The organism is Marinilabilia sp. (genome assembly GCF_016278715.1).
In the GTDB taxonomy this organism is placed as follows: Bacteria; Bacteroidota; Bacteroidia; order Bacteroidales; family Marinilabiliaceae; genus Marinilabilia.
This window is the reverse complement of record NZ_JADQBH010000303.1, coordinates 1-20,100: the sequence shown is the minus strand read 5'-3', so window position 1 is coordinate 20,100 and position 20,100 is coordinate 1. Positions and strand designations below refer to the sequence as shown.

General features: G+C 41.5%; 10 protein-coding genes and 2 tRNA genes. 10 read left to right on the top strand and 2 right to left on the bottom strand.

All coding sequences use genetic code 11. The features are described 5' to 3' along the window. Positions 1–223 precede the first annotated feature (223 nt). The 8 genes from QZZ43_RS18395 (at position 224) to QZZ43_RS18360 (ending at position 14,453) form a co-directional block, all read left to right on the top strand. A complete protein-coding gene (locus QZZ43_RS18395; RefSeq protein WP_291862309.1) occupies positions 224–4,405 on the top strand; it encodes a hybrid sensor histidine kinase/response regulator transcription factor in 4,182 nt (1,393 codons plus the stop codon). Between the two features lie 918 nt (positions 4,406–5,323). Beyond that, entirely contained in the window at positions 5,324–8,353 is a 3,030-nt protein-coding gene (locus QZZ43_RS18390) for a SusC/RagA family TonB-linked outer membrane protein (protein ID WP_291862307.1), read from the top strand. Positions 8,354–8,365: 12 nt separating this feature from the next. Continuing rightward, the gene (locus tag QZZ43_RS18385; RefSeq protein WP_291862305.1) at positions 8,366–9,967 is read left to right on the top strand and encodes a RagB/SusD family nutrient uptake outer membrane protein; all 1,602 of its coding nucleotides are present in this window, start codon (positions 8,366–8,368) and stop codon (positions 9,965–9,967) included. Between the two features lie 275 nt (positions 9,968–10,242). Further along, a complete protein-coding gene (locus tag QZZ43_RS18380; protein ID WP_291862303.1) occupies positions 10,243–11,880 on the top strand; it encodes a beta-N-acetylhexosaminidase in 1,638 nt (545 codons plus the stop codon). A 249-nt stretch (positions 11,881–12,129) separates the two neighbouring features. After that, complete coding sequence (locus QZZ43_RS18375) at positions 12,130–13,416, top strand: folylpolyglutamate synthase/dihydrofolate synthase family protein (protein WP_291862301.1); 1,287 nt, start codon at positions 12,130–12,132, stop codon at positions 13,414–13,416. Between the two features lie 62 nt (positions 13,417–13,478). Continuing rightward, positions 13,479–13,556 (top strand) — tRNA-Val (locus QZZ43_RS18370). A 21-nt stretch (positions 13,557–13,577) separates the two neighbouring features. Continuing rightward, positions 13,578–13,652: transfer RNA gene (locus QZZ43_RS18365), tRNA-Val, on the top strand. Positions 13,653–13,787: 135 nt separating this feature from the next. Further along, positions 13,788–14,453, top strand: a complete 666-nt coding sequence (locus QZZ43_RS18360; protein WP_291862299.1) for a redox-sensing transcriptional repressor Rex — start codon at positions 13,788–13,790, stop codon at positions 14,451–14,453. 431 nt (positions 14,454–14,884) lie between these two features. On the opposite strand, the gene QZZ43_RS18355 is transcribed toward QZZ43_RS18360, so the two are convergent. Then, positions 14,885–16,246 (bottom strand): ATP-binding protein, encoded by a 1,362-nt coding sequence (locus QZZ43_RS18355; protein ID WP_291862297.1) that lies wholly within the window; start codon positions 16,244–16,246, stop codon positions 14,885–14,887. Then, entirely contained in the window at positions 16,236–17,612 is a 1,377-nt protein-coding gene (locus QZZ43_RS18350; RefSeq protein ID WP_291862295.1) for a sigma-54 dependent transcriptional regulator, read from the bottom strand. The genes QZZ43_RS18355 and QZZ43_RS18350 overlap by 11 nt, the downstream gene beginning before the upstream one ends. Before the next feature lie 671 nt (positions 17,613–18,283). Here QZZ43_RS18350 and QZZ43_RS18345 point away from each other — a divergent pair. Together QZZ43_RS18345 and QZZ43_RS18340 are read left to right on the top strand one after the other, a co-directional pair. Continuing rightward, on the top strand, positions 18,284–18,964 hold the full coding sequence (locus QZZ43_RS18345) for an ABC transporter ATP-binding protein (protein WP_291862293.1): 681 nt from the start codon (positions 18,284–18,286) through the stop codon (positions 18,962–18,964). Positions 18,965–19,010: 46 nt separating this feature from the next. Next, on the top strand, positions 19,011–20,100 hold a 1,090-nt coding region (locus QZZ43_RS18340), incomplete at its 3' end, for an ABC transporter permease (protein WP_291862292.1).

The window sequence follows — 20,100 nt, the reverse complement described above, 5'->3', positions numbered from 1 at the left end:
TATCTTTCTGCTTCGCTGGGGTTTTTAACCGTTGCTACAGCTACGCTTTATAAACCCTGTCTGGGGAAAATAGAACACATAAAATACTAAGTAAACCAATTTAATAATTGACACACAGGTAATTGGTTTTAATCATCATTCATGATCGGGGGTGAAGCTGATTTAAGTGATTTTTGTTTTTATATTTGTAAATTAACAATCACTTCAAATTAGCCCGTGAATCATGAATTCCCAAATAATTCTGTTCTTTTTTATTATCTCGATTGCTCAGGTTGTCAGTGGTAAAAAACAGGTCCCCACTGATGTCCGGTATGAAGTAATTGATGCAGAGGATGCTTTGAGTAACGGATCTGTTTCGGAGATAATCAAAGATAGTTCCGGCTATGTTTGGATAGGAACCTACTATGGATTAAATCGATACAACGGGTATGAAGCCGTTCCATATTACCATAATTCAGGAAAGCCAAACTCCTTACCTAATAATTTTATTACTTCTCTTTTTCTGGATAATAATGGAACTTTATGGGTTGGAACAAAAGATGGACTCTGTTTTTATGATGACAAGAGAGATCTTTTTGAAGAGGTTTTCTTTGAGCAGTCATCAAATCCTGCTAAGCATATCGGGACTATTTTTACCGGGGGAAAGGATGGGTTTTATGTAGGAATGATGGGAGGCGGCTTGTGCTGGTATTCCTATGAAATGGAGTTGCTTAGGCCTGTGGTAAAGAATATGTCATCCGAAACGAGATTGAAGTCTCAGATTTATTGTGGATACGTTTTGTCAGAAGATTCAGTGTTTGTAGGGACATATGGCAATGGAATAGGGAGATACAATGAATTGGCCGATAGTATTGAGTTGTATCCCTTTCCTGGAATGGAAATTAATTGCATTGAGCAGGCAGGGCCGGACAAATTATTATTGGGAACCAATAATATGGGGTTGTATCATTTCAATATTAAGTCCAAACGCTATGAGAATATACCTTTGTTTGATACCTCAAGTCAGCCTGTAACCATTGTTTTGGACATAGAGAAGGATTTGGACGGGCAGTTTCTGATTGCGACGGATGGAGCTGGTGTTCTAGAGTTGGATGAAACTTCTTTAAAGCCTTCCGGGGGAAAAAAATATTCCAACAAATTTAATCTTTTCGAAAATGAAGGTGTAAGAGCATTATATCTGGAGGAATCCGGAATTACCTGGGTTGGAACAGTCGGGAAAGGGTTGTTTAAGTATAATCCCTTGTTCAATCAGTTTTTGTTGACGGGTGAGGACGGAGGAGTTGATCATTCTGCTCTGAATGAGAATGTCATAGATGTTTTTCAGGACACCAGGGGCCGTATTTGGGTTGGTACAGACGGAGGTGGTTTGTTCATGATGGAAATGGATGGGAGAGTAATTGAGCGGTTTGAGAATTTCAATAATCATACGAAGCTTAAATATATAGATGTTGTAAGGAGAGTATATGAGGATTCGGAAGGGGATATATGGTTGGGGACCTATGGAAACGGAATAAGCGTTTTTACCCCGGGCAAAGAACATGATAGTTTTCAAACTTTCCATTTGACTCAAAAAGAAAGTTTTGACAATGCCAGTCATGTTTGGTCAATTGAAGGGGCCGGGAAACATCAAATATGGGCAGGGACCCTGGGAAGAGGTCTTTTCAGAATTAATAAGCAAACGGGCGTTGTTTCATCTCTAAACACTATTAATGCCGAACTTGATTCTTGTCTGAATCCCTATATTCTGAGTCTTGCAAAAGATAAAAAACAGCGTTTGTGGGTAGGGACCAGCAACGGTGTCGTTAGAATTTCTGAAGACCTTAACGATTTCTCAGTATTTCTGTATGATTCACTTAATAATAGTGGCGTTGGCAGAAATACGGTTACAGATATATATCACAGTAAAGATGGCTCTACCTGGTTGTCTACGAATGGCGGAGGGGTCGTCAAAGTAGGGGAAAATGATAGTCTGACCATTTTTAATACGGCAAAGGGGCTGAGTCACGATAAAGTTTATGATGTTTTTCAGGACTGTCAGCAAGATTATTGGATTGCAACCTATAATGGGTTGAATCGTTATCGTGTAGCAGATGGGGAGTTGTTAATGCTTGATGCGCGGGATGGTCTTAATAGCAGTGTAATGCAGGTTGCAATGTTGTTAAAGAATGGTTATATAATGACAGGAAGTCCCAAAGGCCTCAACTGTTTTAAGCCGACAAACCTATTGTTAAATGATCGGCCCCCAAAAGTAATCTTTGAAAACCTTTTTGTCGATAATCAGGAGATTTTTCCGGATGATGTATCTAATATCCTTGAGAATACTATTCAATATGCAAATAGTATTGAGTTGACAGCAGAGAATAATTCTTTTGCCTTGTTTTTTTCCGGCTTGAACTTTTTTATGCCTGAAAAGACCAGGTATTCTTACCGTCTGTTAGGGCTTTCTGAAGATTGGAGTATCCCCTCGGAGGAGCGTTGGGCCAGGTTTAACAAACTTCCACCGGGAGCATACACTCTTCAGGTAAGGGGGATGAATAACAGTGGGGTTTGGAGTGACGAACCGGCAACGCTTAATATTGAGATTTTACCTCCCTGGTATAAAACGCGTTTTGCATTCTTCGGATTTCTCGGAGTTTTTGGAATTCTGGTCTTTGCTTATATGAAATATTCCATCTTCCTTATTGAGATGAAGAAGAATCTTTCTTTTGAGAAAAAAGAACGGCTGAGGATGGAAGAATTGAGTGAAATGCGTTCGCAATTTTTCACGAATATCTCTCATGAATTTCGCACCCCTTTAACATTGATTTTACTTCCTGTAAGGAAGATTCTCAGCCAAGGCGGCCTTTCACAGGAGATAACTGAGTCATTATCGGGTGTAGCACACAATGCCGGTTATCTTACTCAGTTAATTGATCAGATTCTGGAAGTAAGTAAAATTGAATCAGGTCATTTACAACTTAATTTTTCGGAGGAGAATTTCTCTAAATTTTGTGGACAGACCGTTGGTCAGTTTAAGGGATTGGCCCAGGAGAAACAGATAATTTTGAAATTTAATGGTCACTTGTCATACTCCTGGTTGAAGTTTGATAAAAATGTAGTTGGAAAGATTATTAACAATTTGTTGTCTAATGCCTTGAAGTATTGTGAAAAGGGTGGGCACGTGACTTTTACTTTACTGGAAGAAGCTGATGCCGGTCAGAATTCAGGTGACAAGGTGGTTGGAGCAAAAATGTCTTCTTCTATTGTTGATAACCGTCCATTAAAGGTAGGTTTTAAAGTTGTAGATGATGGGACAGGAATATCAAAGGAGAATTTGGATAGATTATTTAATCGATATGAGCAGTTTGGAAAGGCCGTAAATAATTATCAACAGGGAACCGGAATAGGTCTTGCACTGGTAAAACAATTAGTGGACCTTCACAATGGAGACATTAAAGTTACCAGTAGAGAAGGAAAAGGTACCACTTTTGAAATCTTTTTTAAAGTCTTTCCTGTCGCTTCCAGATATGAGCATGAGTATGTTTCTCCAGTTGTTTTTAATTCAACGGTTCAGGGGTTTTTCACCTCTAATGGATCGGAAGTAAAGAAATCTGATAAAAATCCGGAACAGAAGAGTGTTTCCGGGGAAAAACATATTCTTGTAGTAGAGGACAATCAGGAAGTTTTGGCCTTTTTAACTGATGAACTTAGTAGTTTATATCGGGTGTCAGGGGTGAAGGATGGTACTCAGGCACTTGATTGGCTTGCTCTTCATCAAGCCGATTTGGTATTAAGTGATGTCATCATGCCGAATATGGATGGCATTGAATTGTGCAGGAAAATTAAAACCAACGATAATTTGAGTCATATCCCGGTTATTTTGTTGTCGGCGAGGGGAGAGTCGAGTGATAAGATTGAAGGGTTGGAGTACGGAGCTGACTTATACTTGTCCAAGCCTTTTGATATGGAGTTGTTGAAGGCCTATGTGAGAGGGCTTATTCTTAATCGTGAAAAAATGAAAGAATACCTCTCGTCCTATTTGTATGAGAACAATTCTGTTGATAAGAAAATAGACTTAATTGAGGAGCAATTTCTGAAGAAAGTGGTGTTTGTTATTAAAGCCAACCTTGACAATGAATATTTTTCCGTTGAGGCCCTGTGTGATGCTGTATGTATGAGTCGAAGCAATCTTCACAGAAAGTTGAAGGCTATTGTGGGTAAAAGCACCACTGAGTTTATTCGGTCTTTCCGGTTGAAAGAAGCAGCTTTGTTGCTTTCGGATACAGACCTGCAGGTATCCGAAATAGCCTTTAAGGTGGGATTTGGTAATGTGTCTCATTTTATTAAGATATTCCGACAGGAGTTTTCTCTTTCTCCTTCTTTGTATAGAAAGTCCAAACGAACAGAGATTCACAATTTCTCATAACTGGGTGGTTTATACTTAAAAAAATCACTAATGTCCGGGAAAACTATTATTTTGAAAAAAAGTTTGCTTCGCCCTGTTCCCAATGATTTTGTATTAAAGATTTTAACAGGGTTGTTAGGGGATGATTTTCCGCTTTGCAGAAAATCATCCCCTAACACTTAATCTCCTGCAAAGACCTGTCATGGCGAATCCCGAGCATTCGGTAAAGCAATCTCAATTTTTCAAACGTACACCAAAAATATATTAACCGGAAATCAATGATCTGGTTTATGAATTATTCAGTCTTCCCAGGAGCGAGTCTTTTCTCTTTTTCCTAATTACACTAGTTCATTTCTTACAAAGTTTGGTTGTGTTTTTAAATGGCCGTGGGTCTTTAAGCAATAGCCTGGGGCTACCCCCAAAAAAAAGTTGGAATAAATGCTACCTTCTCACATTATTGGTCACCTCGCGCCCAATAATGTGAGAGGAGGTGGGGGATACCCCTAAGTCCAGGGCGTTGTCCTTGGGCTATTTGCTCTCAGGTTTTCAGCTTGTTTACTTCTTATCACCTCTTTATTGCAATTCTTTTTATCTGCAGGTAATTATGTCTCCTTTTTAGTGGCGGTTTTATGAGACATCAAAATTTCCCAAAATGCAACATGGAGAATCTTTTGCAACATCAGTGTTATTGTTGCATCAAATGGCTCATTTTTAGGGACAGGCAGAGTGTGGGAGATGGTCGGTTCCAAATACATTTGTTTAAACTAAAATCGAAAACGAATCATTAAAAAGATGATACAGTCTGAAGACGAAGAAAAAAAAATGAAACTCTACAAGAAAATACGCGGAGGTTTAATCATTGGGATTTTGCTAATGCTGGCCCTCTTCTATTACACAGTTTTTACCAAATAATTTTGTTGAACTAAAAATTCTTAATCTATGAAAAAAACGAATTTTTTTAAACAAATGCTGATTCTTCTATTTCTTACATTTATTGTGGGAGAGGTTGCAGCTCAGCAGATTACTGTCCAGGGGACAGTTGCTGAATCTTCTACGGGAGGAGAACCTATTCCCGGTGTTTCTGTGGTACAAAAGGGAACGATGAACGGCACAATTACGGATGTTGATGGAAATTATCAGATTATGCTTCCGGAGGATGCTACTTTGGTTTTTTCTTTTATTGGATTTAAAACCACGGAGGTGCCTGTTAACGGCCAGGAAAATATCAATGTTGATCTTGAACCTTCAGTCATCAATGTTCAGGAGGTTGTTGTTACTGCTTTGGGAATTGAGAAACGAAGCAAGGGGCTGACCTATTCCACTCAATCCATGAGCGGAGACGAACTTACGGATGCTAAGGATGTCAACCTGGTAAATTCGTTGACAGGAAAAAGTGCCGGGGTCGTTATTACCAAAAGCAGTTCCGGTCTGGGTGGCTCTTCCAAGATGCTGATTCGTGGTAACCGTTCTGCCGGAGGTAACAACCAGCCACTTTATGTAATTGATGGTATGCCAATGTTGAACAGCGTTTCGGAACAACCCAGTACATCTATAGGAGGTACTAATGATGCCGGCGGCCGGGATAGTGGAGATGGTATTTCGAACCTCAACCCCGAGGATATCAAGAGTATTAATATTCTTAAAGGTGCTTCAGCTGCTGCACTTTATGGTACACAGGCGGCCAACGGGGTCATTGTTATTACTACCAAAAAAGGACTGGCCGGAAGAACTACCGTGAATGTTAGTTCCAATACCACAGTGGAGTCTGCTGTTTCCCTTCCTGAATTTCAGGATAAGTACGGTCACAGCTCCGGTGGTTTCAGCTGGGGTGATAAGATCAATGGTTCAGCCGACTATGTGGATGATTTTTTTAAAACAGGGGTGACAACCATTAATAGTATGTCTCTTTCTTCGGGCAGCGAAAAAATGCAGACCTATTTTTCTTATGCCAATACTTCAGCAAAAGGAATTATTGATGGGAATAAACTTAAAAAACATAACCTGAACTTCAGAGAATCAGGAAAGTTTTTTAATGATAAGTTATCTCTTGATGCCAATGTAAACCTGTTAAACCAGTCAATAACCAATAAGCCTGTGGCCGGTGGTTATTATCTAAATCCTTTGGTTGGCTTATATCGATTCCCCAGAGGCATGGATATGCAACCTTATAAGGAAGATTTTGAAGTCTATTCCATTGATCGAAACCTGAATGTTCAGAATTGGCACAAGGAATTAGAGGCAATGGAGCAAAATCCTTACTGGATTAATAATCGTATGCCCAGCAAGGATCGGAGAAACAGGGTTTTATCTTCATTGACTGCCAGGCTGGACATTAACAGTAATCTGAATGTTCAACTCAGAGGAAATGTGGATTACACCAACGACCGGTACAATAAGAGAATTTATGCATCTACACATACAGCTCTTGCCGGTAGCAATGGGAGGTACATCGTTATGAATCGTGAAGAGATACTGAATTATGGAGATTTTTTGCTGAACTATAACAATGTTTTTGGGGATATTTCGCTTAACGCATCATTGGGAGCCAGTGTGAATGATACAAAAGTGCGAAGTGAACGGCTGGATTCCAGACCCAATAATTTGCACCTTCCCAATGTGTTTACAGTTGCCAATATGGATATTGGATATATTGAGGAGATGGATCTTCATCGCCAAATGCAGTCTGTTTTCGGAACCGCACAGGTTGGTTTTAAAGACCTTTTGTTTTTGGATGTGACCGGACGAAATGACTGGTCTTCAGCTCTTGCAAACACCGATAGTGAAAATTCGGGTTTCTTTTATCCTTCTGTAGGGTTAACGGCAGTGCTTTCGGATATGATGAATATGCCCGGCTTTATTGACTTTGGTAAAGTCAGGGGATCCTGGAGTAGTGTGGGTAACGATATACCTGTTTATATCAGTAATCCGACTAATTCTTTGGCGGCAGGAGGAAATCTTATCTTTAATTCTGAAGCACCCTTTGATAATCTGAAGCCCGAACTTTCCAAATCTGTGGAGCTGGGAACTGAGTGGCGGATGTTTGCCAATAAGCTATCTCTTGACCTTACTTACTATAAGACCAATACCGAGAACCAACTCTTTACACTTCCTGCTCCTGCCGGTTCCGGTTTCTCATCCTATTATGTGAATGCCGGAAATATTCAAAATGAGGGTTTTGAAGCGGTTGTTGGAATTACTCCTTTGGCTGAGAATGATTTGTTCTGGAAAAGTACCATCAATTTTGCAACTAATAAAAACACAGTGAAAGAGTTGCATCCTGATTTGAAGGAATTTCGCTTCGGAGATCAGACTTCCAATTCTTACTGGATGAAACTGGTGGAGGGTGGTTCTTTCGGTGATATTTATGGTGTGGCATTTGCCAGAAACGAATCCGGCGAAATTATTTACGACGAGAATGATTTACCAACACGTCAGGAGGAATTTATTAAGATAGCCAATGCATCTCCCGATTTCTCTCTGGGATGGAACAACAGCATTACTGTAAAGAATTTTAATTTTCAATTCCTGATTGATGGAAGATTCGGTGGAGATGCAATTTCCTTAACTCAGGCTGATCTTGATCAGTTTGGTGTAACCCAGGAAACCGCAGAGGCCCGCGATCGCGGATATGTGGAGCTGGAAGGCCGGAAAATCAATAATGTCAGAGAATTTTACAACCGGGTAGGAGGTCGAAATGGTATTTCTGAATATTATGTTTATGATGCCACAAATGTAAGGTTGAGAGAAGTTATTCTGGGATATTCCCTTGGTGAAGAAGTTTTTGGCACAGACTCTTTTGTGAAAAATGCAAAGGTATCTCTGATTGGACGCAATCTGTTTTTTATTTACAAAGATGCCCCTTACGATCCTGAAGCGCAGTTGTCTGTTGGTAATAACCTTCAGGGAGTGGATGTATTCGGAATGCCGGGTACACGAAGCTATGGTTTGAATGTAAAATTAACCTTTTAAGAGATGGTGATTATGAAAAAATATATTTTTAAAACAATTCTGTTGTTGACAATTGTTCCCCTTTTGTTTCTGAAATGTACTGACCATTTTGATGAATTGAATACCAATCCGGCAGGAATTACAGAGGAACAACTGGAAGGTGATTACAATATGATCGGAGCCTATTTCCCTCAAATGCAGCAAATGATATACATGAACTACAACTGGGGAGATGGCAAAGACTGGACTTACCAAATTGCCCAAAACCTGAATGCTGATATTTACTCGGGGTATATGATGTCTCCTACGCCCTTTAATGCCAATGTGAATAACCTGACATATTCTCTGGTTGATGGCTGGAATTTTGCCGCATGGGAATACACTTATGCTCATTTTATGACTGCTGCTCTGGAAGTGGAAAAAAAGGCGGTGGATGAATATGCTCATTTTGGCGCCGTTGCTAAGGTGTTAAAAGTTACCGCTATGCATCGAATTTCCAATCTATACGGGCCAATCATTTATACCGAGTATGGAAAGTCTCAAACAGGTACCACTTATGATTCTCAGGAAGAAGCTTACAATGCCTTTTTTAATGATTTGAGTGATGCTGTGACTAATCTGGAAACTTTTATTCAGGATAACCCCGGCGCCACTCCTTTTCAGAACTTTGATCAATTTTTTGGAGGCGATTACCAAAGATGGATTCAATTCGCCAACTCATTACGCCTGAGGCTGGCTATTCATATTGCCAATGTATCCCCGGAGAAGGCCCGTCAGGAAGCAGAGGCTGCTGTGAATGCTCCATATGGACTGATGCTGGACGGTGTTGCTGCTGTAAGCGGAAAAGGATATACACATCCTTTGGCTGTTCTGAGTAGTTCCTGGAATGATGTGTTGATGGGGGCTCCTATCGAATCAATAATGAAAGGGTACAACGATCCCCGTTTGCCTGCTTATTTCAAGCCCGCTATCGATGAGGATTTAATCAGCCAGGGATATGAGTTTAAAGGCATCCGTCAGGGAATTGAAATAGAAGATAAGGGGACTTATGTGGAACATTCTCAATTGAACATTTCCACTGAATCACCCGCCATATTGATGACTTCTGCCGAAGTTTATTTCCTGTTGGCTGAAGGTGCCCTGAGAGGATGGAATGTTGGGGGCACGGCCGGTGATTTTTATGTCAAGGGCGTTGAGACATCAATGGCCCAGTGGGGCGTGTCTGCAGGTGATTATCTTAGTCAGGATAATGTGGCTGCACCTTACGTCGATCCCATCCATCCGGAAAACAGTGTCGAAGCAGGTAATGAATATTTAAACAATGTCTCTCCAAGATGGGTGGAAGAAGCATCGGATGAGATTAAGCAACAAAAGATAAGTATTCAAAAATGGTTGGCCATATTCCCTGAAGGAGTTGAAGGTTGGACTGAGGTGAGAAGAACCGGATATCCCAAGATTTTCCCTGTTATCGTTAATCACAGTGGGGGAGTAATTCCTTCAGAACACTTTGTGCGACGGTTGAACTTTCCTCCTTCGGAAAGAGATTTGAATCCTTTTTATTCCAATATAGAAGCACTTCTTGACGGTCCTGATAATGGAGCAACCCCACTTTGGTGGGATGTGGATTTGGAGTAGTATTTTCTCATGGATAATATGAAGTACTGTTTGTGAGGCATTTCCGGTTATATTATTCCGGAAATGCCTTTTTAATAGATTCTGGTTAAGGGTAATATAACCCGGTCCGTAACAAAAGAAGGTTCGAATAATTTAATTATGCAGGAGCGAAGCGGTTTTTTTCGCTCTTAGACCTTAAGCGGATGTTTGTCAGGCGATTGAAATATTTTAAATGATTCGAGTTCCGAATGTTCGGGACGCGTTTTATTAGACCTTTATAATTAAATTTTAAACCAATGAGAAAGATAGCTTTTATGGTGTCAATTTGGATGTTGATTGTTGCATCATTGACAGGATGTGGTAAAGAGGAAGAAGCTTCCAGAGAGCTGGCTGTGATTCCCAAACCGGTCAAAATGAAGTCTTTTGAAGGGGCGTTTCAGTTAAATAGGAACACGAGGATTGTTGTGAGAGAGGATGAAGAGGAGCAGAAGGGAGTGGCCAACTATCTGTCCCAATTGTTAAGTCCTGCTACCGGCTATAGCTTTGAAGTTTTTGTGAAGGATCATGCTGAGGAAAATACAATTTTCCTGGAGCTGGATCCTGCAATTACAGGAGCTCCCGGTTGTTATTCTTTAATCGTTTCGGATTCTGAAATACGAGTTTCAGCTTCCGGAGTTACAGGACTTTTTTACGGGGTGCAAACGTTACGGCAGTTGTTACCCCCTGAGATTGAATCGGAAGTTTTGTTTCCGGATATGGAATGGAAAGTTCCGGCAGTGGAAATATTTGATGAACCGGCTTTTCCGTACAGAGGGTTACACCTGGATGTGAGTCGTCATTTCTTCCCTGTAAGTTTTATTAAAAAATATATCGATCTGCTTGCCCTTCATAAGATGAATGTATTTCATTGGCACTTGACTGATGATCAGGGATGGCGCCTGGAAATAAAGAAATATCCGATGTTGCAGGAAGTGGCCAGTCAACGCGAAGAAACGCTTGTAGGGCATGGTCTGGAAGAGCCTTTTGTCTATGATGGAGAACCTTATGGTGGCTATTATACACAGGAGGAGGTAAAAGAAGTTGTAAAATATGCCGAAGAACGCTTCGTGACAGTGATTCCGGAAATAGAAATGCCGGGGCATGCGCAGGCTGCATTGGCCGCATATCCTCATCTGGGCTGCACTGGCGGACCTTATAAAACCGTAACCCGATGGGGGGTCTTCCCTGAGGTGTTCTGTGCCGGTAAAGAGGAAACTTTCCAATTTCTGGAGGATGTCCTGCTCGAATTAATGGAACTTTTTCCAAGCCGTTATATTCATATTGGAGGAGATGAATGTCCCAAAATCCGTTGGGAAGAGTGTGAATTTTGTCAGGCCAGGATAGCTGACGAAAGCTTAAAAAATGAACAGGAGCTTCAAAGCTATTTTGTACACAGGATTGAGGCGTTTCTGGGCCGGCATGGCCGAAGTATCATCGGTTGGGATGAGATTATGGAAGACGGGCTGGCTCCGGGAGCAACAGTGATGTCCTGGCAGGGTGAGAAAGGAGGAATTCAGGCTGCAAAAATGGGGCATAACGTGGTAATGACACCTGTATCTCATTTGTATTTCGATTATTACCAGACAGATCCTGAAGGAGAGCCTTTGGCTATCGGGCATTTTTTGCCTCTCGAGAAAGTTTATTCCTACCATCCTGTGCCGGACACGTTAACGTCTGAGGAAGCTAAGTTCATAATTGGCGCTCAGGGCAATCTCTGGTCAGAATATATTAAAACTCCCGGGCATGCGGAATATATGGCTTTCCCGAGAGCCGTGGCTTTGTCTGAAATTGTTTGGACTCCTGTGGAAAAGAAAAACTATAATGATTTTCTTCAGAGGTTAGATGTTCACAAGCGACGTCTGGATGTGCTGGGTGTGAATTATTTTAAAGACTAGAACTTAAAGTCAATAGTGGTTTTATTAGACAAAGGGTCTGTCGGTTTTATGCCGGCAGACTTTTTTTGTTACTTCTTGTTAATTGTTACAATAATCTTCTTTCTATTCAGAAATATTGCGATTTTTGCGCTGATGTTATCAGAATCTGAGACTAACCTGATAAAAACTTGTTGTTGAATACTGACGGGTTAATTCAGTCATCTACTTTCTTCCGGTGGGTTGTAGATTCTAGAAAAAAATTAGGTATTGATGAACTATCAGGAAACTTTAAATTATCTTTTTGAGCAGTTGCCCATGTATCAGCGTACCGGCAAGGCGGCCTATAAATCCGATCTGGCCAATACGTTGACTCTGGATAAGTATTTTGGGCATCCCCACCGGAAATTCCGAACCATTCATGTTGCCGGAACTAATGGTAAAGGGAGTGTCTCCCACATGCTTGCATCGGTATTGCAAAGTGCCGGGTACCGTACAGGATTGTACACTTCACCTCATTTACTTGATTTCAGAGAGAGGATAAAGATAAATGGTAATATGATTTCTGAGGAGGAGGTGATTCTCTTTGTGGAACAACATCGGGGCGTTATAGAGCGTGTTGCACCTTCCTTTTTTGAAATGACGGTGGCCATGGCTTTTGATTATTTCTCGCACAAAGGAGTAGATGTGGCCATTATTGAGGTTGGTTTGGGCGGGCGTCTTGATTCAACCAATATTATAACCCCCGACTTGTCGGTGATCACCAATATAGGATTGGATCATACAATGTTTTTGGGGGATACCTTGGAGGCCATCGCAGGAGAGAAGGCCGGAATAATTAAAACCGGAGTTCCGGTTGTTTTGGGGCGTTATCAGGAACAAACAGCGTCTGTGTTCCGCCATAAAGCAGGAAAGGAGAGGGCTCCTCTGTTTTTTGCATCCGATATGGTCAGTGTGAATAGAGTTGTGGAGAAGGAGGATTGCCAGGAAGTTGATGTTGAAGCAAAGATCGGGGGAGGAGTTTATAGTTTGCCTCTGATGGGGCGTTATCAGCAGGAAAATCTTGTTACTGTTGTTGCTTCTTTGAACCTGTTGAGCAGAGCGTGGTATGAAATATCGGAAAAGGCTATTCTTTCCGGAATTCAAAATGTCGTGAAAAATACCGGTCTGATGGGGCGTTGGCAGAAAATATCCGACAATCCTTTGATGGTTTGTGATACAGGTCATAATGCAGATGGTATTGACCGGGTGATGGAGCAGTTGAGAAGTACCGAAAAAGAAAATGTGCATATTGTGTGGGGGATGGTTAATGACAAGGATTTGGAAGGTGTGTTACGGTTATTGCCCGAAAATGCCCGTTATTATTTTACCAAAGCAACAATCCCGCGTGCCATGGAGCCGGAATTGCTTGCCCGTGCGGCTGAAAAACTCGGATTGCAGGGACAGGTTTATGAGAATGTAAAAACGGCAGTGGAGGCTGCAAAAAAAAATGCATCCGATAATGATTTGATTTTCATCGGTGGGAGCACGTTTGTTGTGGCGGAAGTACTGGAAAAATAATTTTTTTGTTTGGTGGTTGAGAAAAACTCTTCTATATTTGCATCGCTTTTGAGAAAAAACACGGGCGATTAGCTCAGTTGGTTCAGAGCACTTGGTTTACACCCAAGGGGTCAAAGGTTCGAATCCTTTATCGCCCACCACGACCACGATTTTTCTCAAAAGGGCGATTAGCTCAGTTGGTTCAGAGCACTTGGTTTACACCCAAGGGGTCAAAGGTTCGAATCCTTTATCGCCCACCTAATCAGAAGGACCTTTTTGGGGTCCTTTTTTTGTTTGTAGTGGTCGGGTGTTTTTTATTAATGATTTCTTTCAGCAATAAAAAACTTCATTAATTTTGTATTAAGAACGAATCTCACTCATCGAAAAATATCATGGAGGAAGGAAACAGCAAAAAGAAGAGCTTCCCGGTACCTGAGCCGGCGCTAAGACGTATGCCTTGTTATCTGGCTTACCTGAAAATTGCGTCCAAGCAGGGTGACCGTTATATCTCCTCGACTAATATTGCGGGTGACATGGGGGTAGATCCGACTCAGGTGACCAAGGATCTGGCTTATACCGGAATTTCCGGAAAAACCCGTGTTGGGTACGAAGTGGAGCCCCTTATTGATGCATTGGAAGATTTCCTCGGGTTTCGTGTTGTTGACCAGGCGTTCTTGTTTGGTGCCGGAAGTCTGGGGCGCGCGCTTCTTCACGACCATGGCTTGAAACAGTATGGTCTCAATGTAGTTAAGGCCTTTGATATCGACCCAGCAGTGGTCGGGCGCGAAATACTGGATGTTCCAATTCATCACATCGATGATTTTAAACTGATGCGGGAAGAAGGTGTGGAGATTGGAATTCTTACAGTTCCCACTGAAAGTGCCCAGCAAGTAGCCAATCTAATGGTTGAGGGAGGTATCCGTGCAATTTGGAATTTTACTCCTGTGCGTATCAAAACGCCTGATGATGTGGTGGTTCAGAACACTTCTCTTTATGCCCATCTGGCGGTGATGTTTAATCGTTTGCACGAAATTAAGCAGCGGGGAAAAAGTTATTGAGGCACTAAGGAATGAGCTTTTGAATTGATGAGGAAGTAGCTTTTTTGCTTCCGGAACTGTTTTTCAATCAAAGTTAGAATTCCAACAAAATTTTTTGCTACCACAGAGGTTGCTTTTTTCCGAAAGATCAGACTCTATTACTACCATACTTCAGCCCGCTTCCGGGGGCTAAAACTTTTGTGTGGTGAATTCCAATTACCACAGAAGAACCTCTTATTCATCAGGAAAATACAAGGAAATATAGCTATAGCAATCTCTAAAAATACACAACCGAATATAATCTTAAGCCCAAAATTTCCGTAATCCATTATTATCATGAAACAGCCACGGCAGTGGCGACACTTTTTATAGGTTTTGGTATGAAAGAAGCATGAAGCATGAACTCCGGAAACTCAAGAACCCCAAAATCAAAACACTAAACTCACCATTTATTAAAACGTCAGCGAAAATTTCGTCTCCTTTTCCGGTTCGGAATAGGCATTGATACTTCCCCCGTGAAGGCGCATTATCTGGCGGGATAAACTGAGCCCGATACCTGATCCCTGAGGTTTGGTAGTAAAAAACGGAATAAAAATTTTGTCCAGCACATCGGGTAAAATTCCTTTGCCGTTGTCAGTTACCTGTATGGTTATTCGTCCCCGACGATTTAGAAAAGCTTTAATTTCGAGTTGTGGGTTTTCTGTCTCTTCCAACGCATGAATTGCATTTTTTACCAGATTTATCAGCACTTGTTCGATGAGGTGTTCGTCAGCCGATAATTCCAGCGATTGCGGCTCGGTAATAACATTGCATGTAATCCCTTTTTCTTTGATTTCCCTTTCGTGAAGTTCCCGGATGTTTGCCAAAAGATGAGACACTTTAAAAATAGAAAAAGTGGGCGTTGGGATCTTTGTCAGATTTCGATAAGTATTCACAAAGTGTAAAAGTCCGTCTGTGCGTTTGTGTATGGTTTGCAGTGCCTGTTCCACCTCTTTCAACGATTCTGTGTCGTCCTTGTTAACATTTTGGGTCTCCAAAGATGTCGTAATTTCATGGATGAGCAGTTTGACCGTGGATGAAAGTGACGAAATAGGTGTGATGGAATTCATGATTTCATGGGTCAGCACCCGAATCAGTTTTTGCCACGATTCCATCTCCTTTTCATCCAGTTCCTGTTGAATGTTTTTAATGGAAACCAGTAATATGGTTCTGCTGTGTATTCGAAACTCGGTAGCATAAATGGCCAGTTGCAGCAAGTCGTCTTTCTTCCTTACACGAATCAGATCGTTTTCTCCATGCTTGATGGTCAGCAGTTTCTGTACAATTTCCGGGCTGAATTCTTTAAGTCCCTGAATGTTGTGCAATGCCCGAACCTGGAACAGTTTTTTTGTGGCGTTGTTGATGAGTTCAACGGTGCCATCTTTTTGAAAAGCAATCAGGGCGATGCCAATATGTTGGATAACCGTTTGCAGGTAGAAAAAATTCTCTTCTTTTTCGGCGCGGACAGCCTGGAAATCTTCAATGACCTCGTTGAAGGACTTTTTTAATTTATCAAATGAAGAATCTGTGCTTTCTATCTGAAATGTCCGGGTGAAGTCGGAGTACCTGATGGACTCCAGAAAATTATTGAGTACCCGGTTGGTTCGATCAACATAAAAAATCATGGCTACAATCTGAAACAATACCAGCAGCCCCGCAAGAATAAGGGTCATGGTCAGTTCTGTATTGTACCAAAGATAACTGAGTCCGAAAATGGAAGCTGTCAGCAACAGACTTCGGATGATGAAATTGGTACGAAATGAATTAAAGCCCATATTTTTCCATTCTGCGATAAAGAGAAGTTCTTGTCAGGCCCAAATCGGAAGCGGCTTTGGAAATGTTTCCACTGTGCATCCGCATGACTTTCTCAATTACTGTTTGTTCTATATCTTCCAGGTTGTAACTGTCAAAATCAAAGGCATCGCCTGAACTTCCGTGTGCCGACAGGTGGAAGCTGTTTTCATCCAGATTTTGCGAATCGCTCATAATGACTGCTCTTTCCAGAACATGTTGAAATTCGCGCACGTTACCTGGCCAGGGATAGGAGTTGAATTTTTTAATGACCTGGGCGGAAAGTTTATTGACCTTTTTGTTGTATTTTCGGGCATAAATTTTCAGGAAATGGTCTGCAAGTAAGGGAATGTCCTCAGGGCGTTCTCTCAGGGGGGGTATCTCAATTTCAACGGTATTGATTCTGTAGATTAAATCCTGCCGGAACTTATCTTCAGCAGCCATTTGCTTCAATGCCATGTTGGTGGCACTGATGAGCCGGATGTCAATTTGCTTTGGTTTGTTGGCTCCCACACGGGTAACCTCTCTGCGTTCAAGAACGGTGAGTAATTTGGCCTGCATGGGAACCGACAGGTTTCCTATTTCATCTAGGAAGATGGTGCCTCCCGAAGCCAGTTCAAAACGGCCCGGGCGATCGGTTTTAGCATCGGTAAATGCACCTTTTACGTGGCCAAAGAGTTCGCTTTCGAAAAGACTTTCGCTCAGGGCTCCCAAATCAACACTTACAAATGGTTCTTCTTTGCGAAGCGAATGTCGGTGCAATGCCCGGGCCACCAATTCCTTGCCTGTCCCGTTCTCGCCAAGAATCAGGACATTCGCATCGGTGCCTGCCACTTTTTGGATGGTTTTAAAAACCTGTTGCATTCCGGGCGATACTCCAATAAAATCGGCAAAAGGCTGATCCATGATGGTGTTAATCTCCTTTTGCTTTTCTTTTAAATCGCTTGCTTCGCGTTTGGAGCGATTAAGCTTTATGGCAGATGAGATGGTGGCCAAAAGCTTTTCGTTTTGCCAGGGCTTAATGATGAAGTCGGTAGCCCCCGATTTTATGGCCTGAACAGACTTCTCAACATCTCCGTAAGCGGTAATAAATAGCACAACGGCTTGTGGGTCTATTTCAAGAACTTTTTCCAGCCAGCGAAAACCCTCCCTACCACTGATGGCATCCTGTGTGAAGTTCATGTCGAGTAAAACCACATCAAAATCTGTTTCCTTCATGTGGGCAGGAATGTTTTCCGGATTGGTTTCCGTAGTGATTTGTTCCACATGAGGACGAAGCAACAGTTTCAAGGCAAACAGAATATCTGTATTGTCATCCACTGCAAGTATTTTTCCTGTTTTTTGTGCCATAACCGGAGTTTTATTCTGTGTTAAATTGGTTTTTTATATTGGGGTTGATTTCCGACCTTGCTGAAAATCATTCCCCTCCAACCCCCAAGGTCCTGCAATGCCCTGTCATAGCGAGCGCAGTGAAGCAATCTCAATCTTTTAACCGGACGCCAATGAATTATTTTTATACCTCGTTGAGCGTTTGCAATTTGTTAATTCTTTGATTATAAAAACTTTGGGTTCTTGCGTCTCTGTGTTAAGGTTTTCTAACGAGCTATGTTGGTTTGGGAGTCAGGTTTTCAAATGTATTAAAAAAATGAGCATTTTTGAAGAAAATTGTTCGATTTCGAACAATTTTTTCTTGATCTGGCAGGAAATTATATAGGGTGTTAAGGTTAAATGCCATTATTTCAGCACTTTGATGTTTTTGGTCTGGTTTGTGATTTGAATTTCAATGACAAGATTGAGATTAATTTAAACCAACCTTTTTTAAATCCTTGACCGAATGAAACTTGTACTCAACATTATTTCATGATTCTGTGAGGCTATAATGGTCATTCAGGTTTCATTGTTTAATTTGATTGATTAACTGTATGTGAGCTATTTAGGTGAAGACGCAGCACTGAAAGAGAAAACTCAGGAGTGTACGCGAGTGAACACATAGTGTCCATTATCGAACATATTTAAGTTTTATGATTCATACCAGAAATCTGCAAAAGTTTTTTCGTCGGGGAAATAATGAAAAATATGTTCTCCGGAATATCAATATTGATATTGAAGAGGGAGAGTATGTTGTAATCACAGGGCCTTCCGGAAGTGGAAAAACTACTTTGCTTGGGTTGTTGGGCCTGGTGGAGGTGCCATCGTCCGGAGAAATATTCTTTCGGGGAGAGGAGGTGTCCGGGATTTCCGAACGTCGGCGCAATCGCATTCGCAGAGATCACATTGCTTTTATTTTTGAGCAGATTCATCTGATTGAAGAACTCACTATATATGAGAATATTGAATTGCCTTTATTGTATGTCTCTACTAGTCGAAAAGAAAGAAAAAAGACAGTTGAAGCACTGCTCGACCGGTTTCGTTTAACTCATTTGAGAAAGCAATATCCGGGAAACTTTGGAGACTTTGTTCAGCAGAAGGTGGCTCTTGCCAGGGCTTTGAGTTGTTCTCCGGATTTTTTATTGGCCGATGAGCCAACAGGTCGACTGAGTTCGGGGGAAAGGGAGGAATTCATGGAGTTGTTGAGACAACTGAACGAAGAGGGTCAAACCATTGTTATGGCCACGCATTCGAAGGATGAAGCACGCCATGGACAAAGGGTTATTCAACTTTTCGATGGACATGTGGTTTCATCGGCTTCTAACAGGGATTAAATAAAGAAGGCTTTTGTTTTAGTGGGATTGCATTACAAGAAGAATTATGAGGATTTTGAACTATATAAAAATATCACTTCGTACACTTTTTTTACATCGTGGGTTTTCTTTGCTTACCCTTATGGGGCTTTCGGTAGGCATCGCAATGAGTATTTTTGTGCTGGAGTATGTTTTTTATCAGTTTTCGTTCGACAAGCATTATGATCGTTATCAGGACATATACCGTGTAATTACTACCGGGAATATGGAAAATGAAAAGGTCAATGCCGCCCTTTCGCCCATGGTGTTGGCATCCAGATTGCAACAATATCCCCAGGTGGAGTCGGTTACCCGAGTTGTAGATGGAGCTGAGGTTCCCGTTTATAGTGAATATGGTACTTCTTTTGAATCAGAAATTCTTTATGCGGATTCTTCTTTTTTTGACGTTTTTTCAAAAACTTTTTTGCTTGGCAGCCCCCGTGGGTGTCTCTCAGATTCTTCTTGTGTGGTTATTTCCCGTTCTGCTGCATCGCGCCTTTTTGGAGACAGAAATCCGCTGGATGAGGAGATCCGTATCAACAAGGGCCGGAAATATAAAGTGAAGGGTGTTTTTGAGGATGTTCCTCAAAATAGTCATTTGCAGTACGACTTTATCCTGCCCTTTTCAGTAATGGAACAGCAACTAAGAGATTATTACGGAGATAGTTATTCCAGAATGATTGAGAGCTGGTTTTCATTGGTCAGTTATACATATGTAAAAATGGTTCCTGGTTTAGATACTCATTCTTTGGAGGAATCTTTTGCCGGGGATATTCGGTCCGAGATGGAGGAGGAGGATATGGCCATATTCTCCGGTGAACGTAAAACCAATCTGGAATTTAGTTTTCAGCGATTGGACCATGTTTACCTGTTCTCGAACCAGGATTTTGAGATAGGGAAAACGACCAACAAGGCTTATGTTTTTATTTTTCTTGGTGTGGCGTTTTTTATATTATTGGTCACGGCCTTTAACTTTATGAACCTTACGACAGCCAGGGCACTGGAACGTGCCAGGGAAGCAGGTGTGAGAAGGCTGTTTGGTGCCAGGCGATTTCATTTGGCCGGACAATTTGTGAGTGAGGCCGTATTGTTTAGTTTGGTTGCTTTGTTTTTTGGGT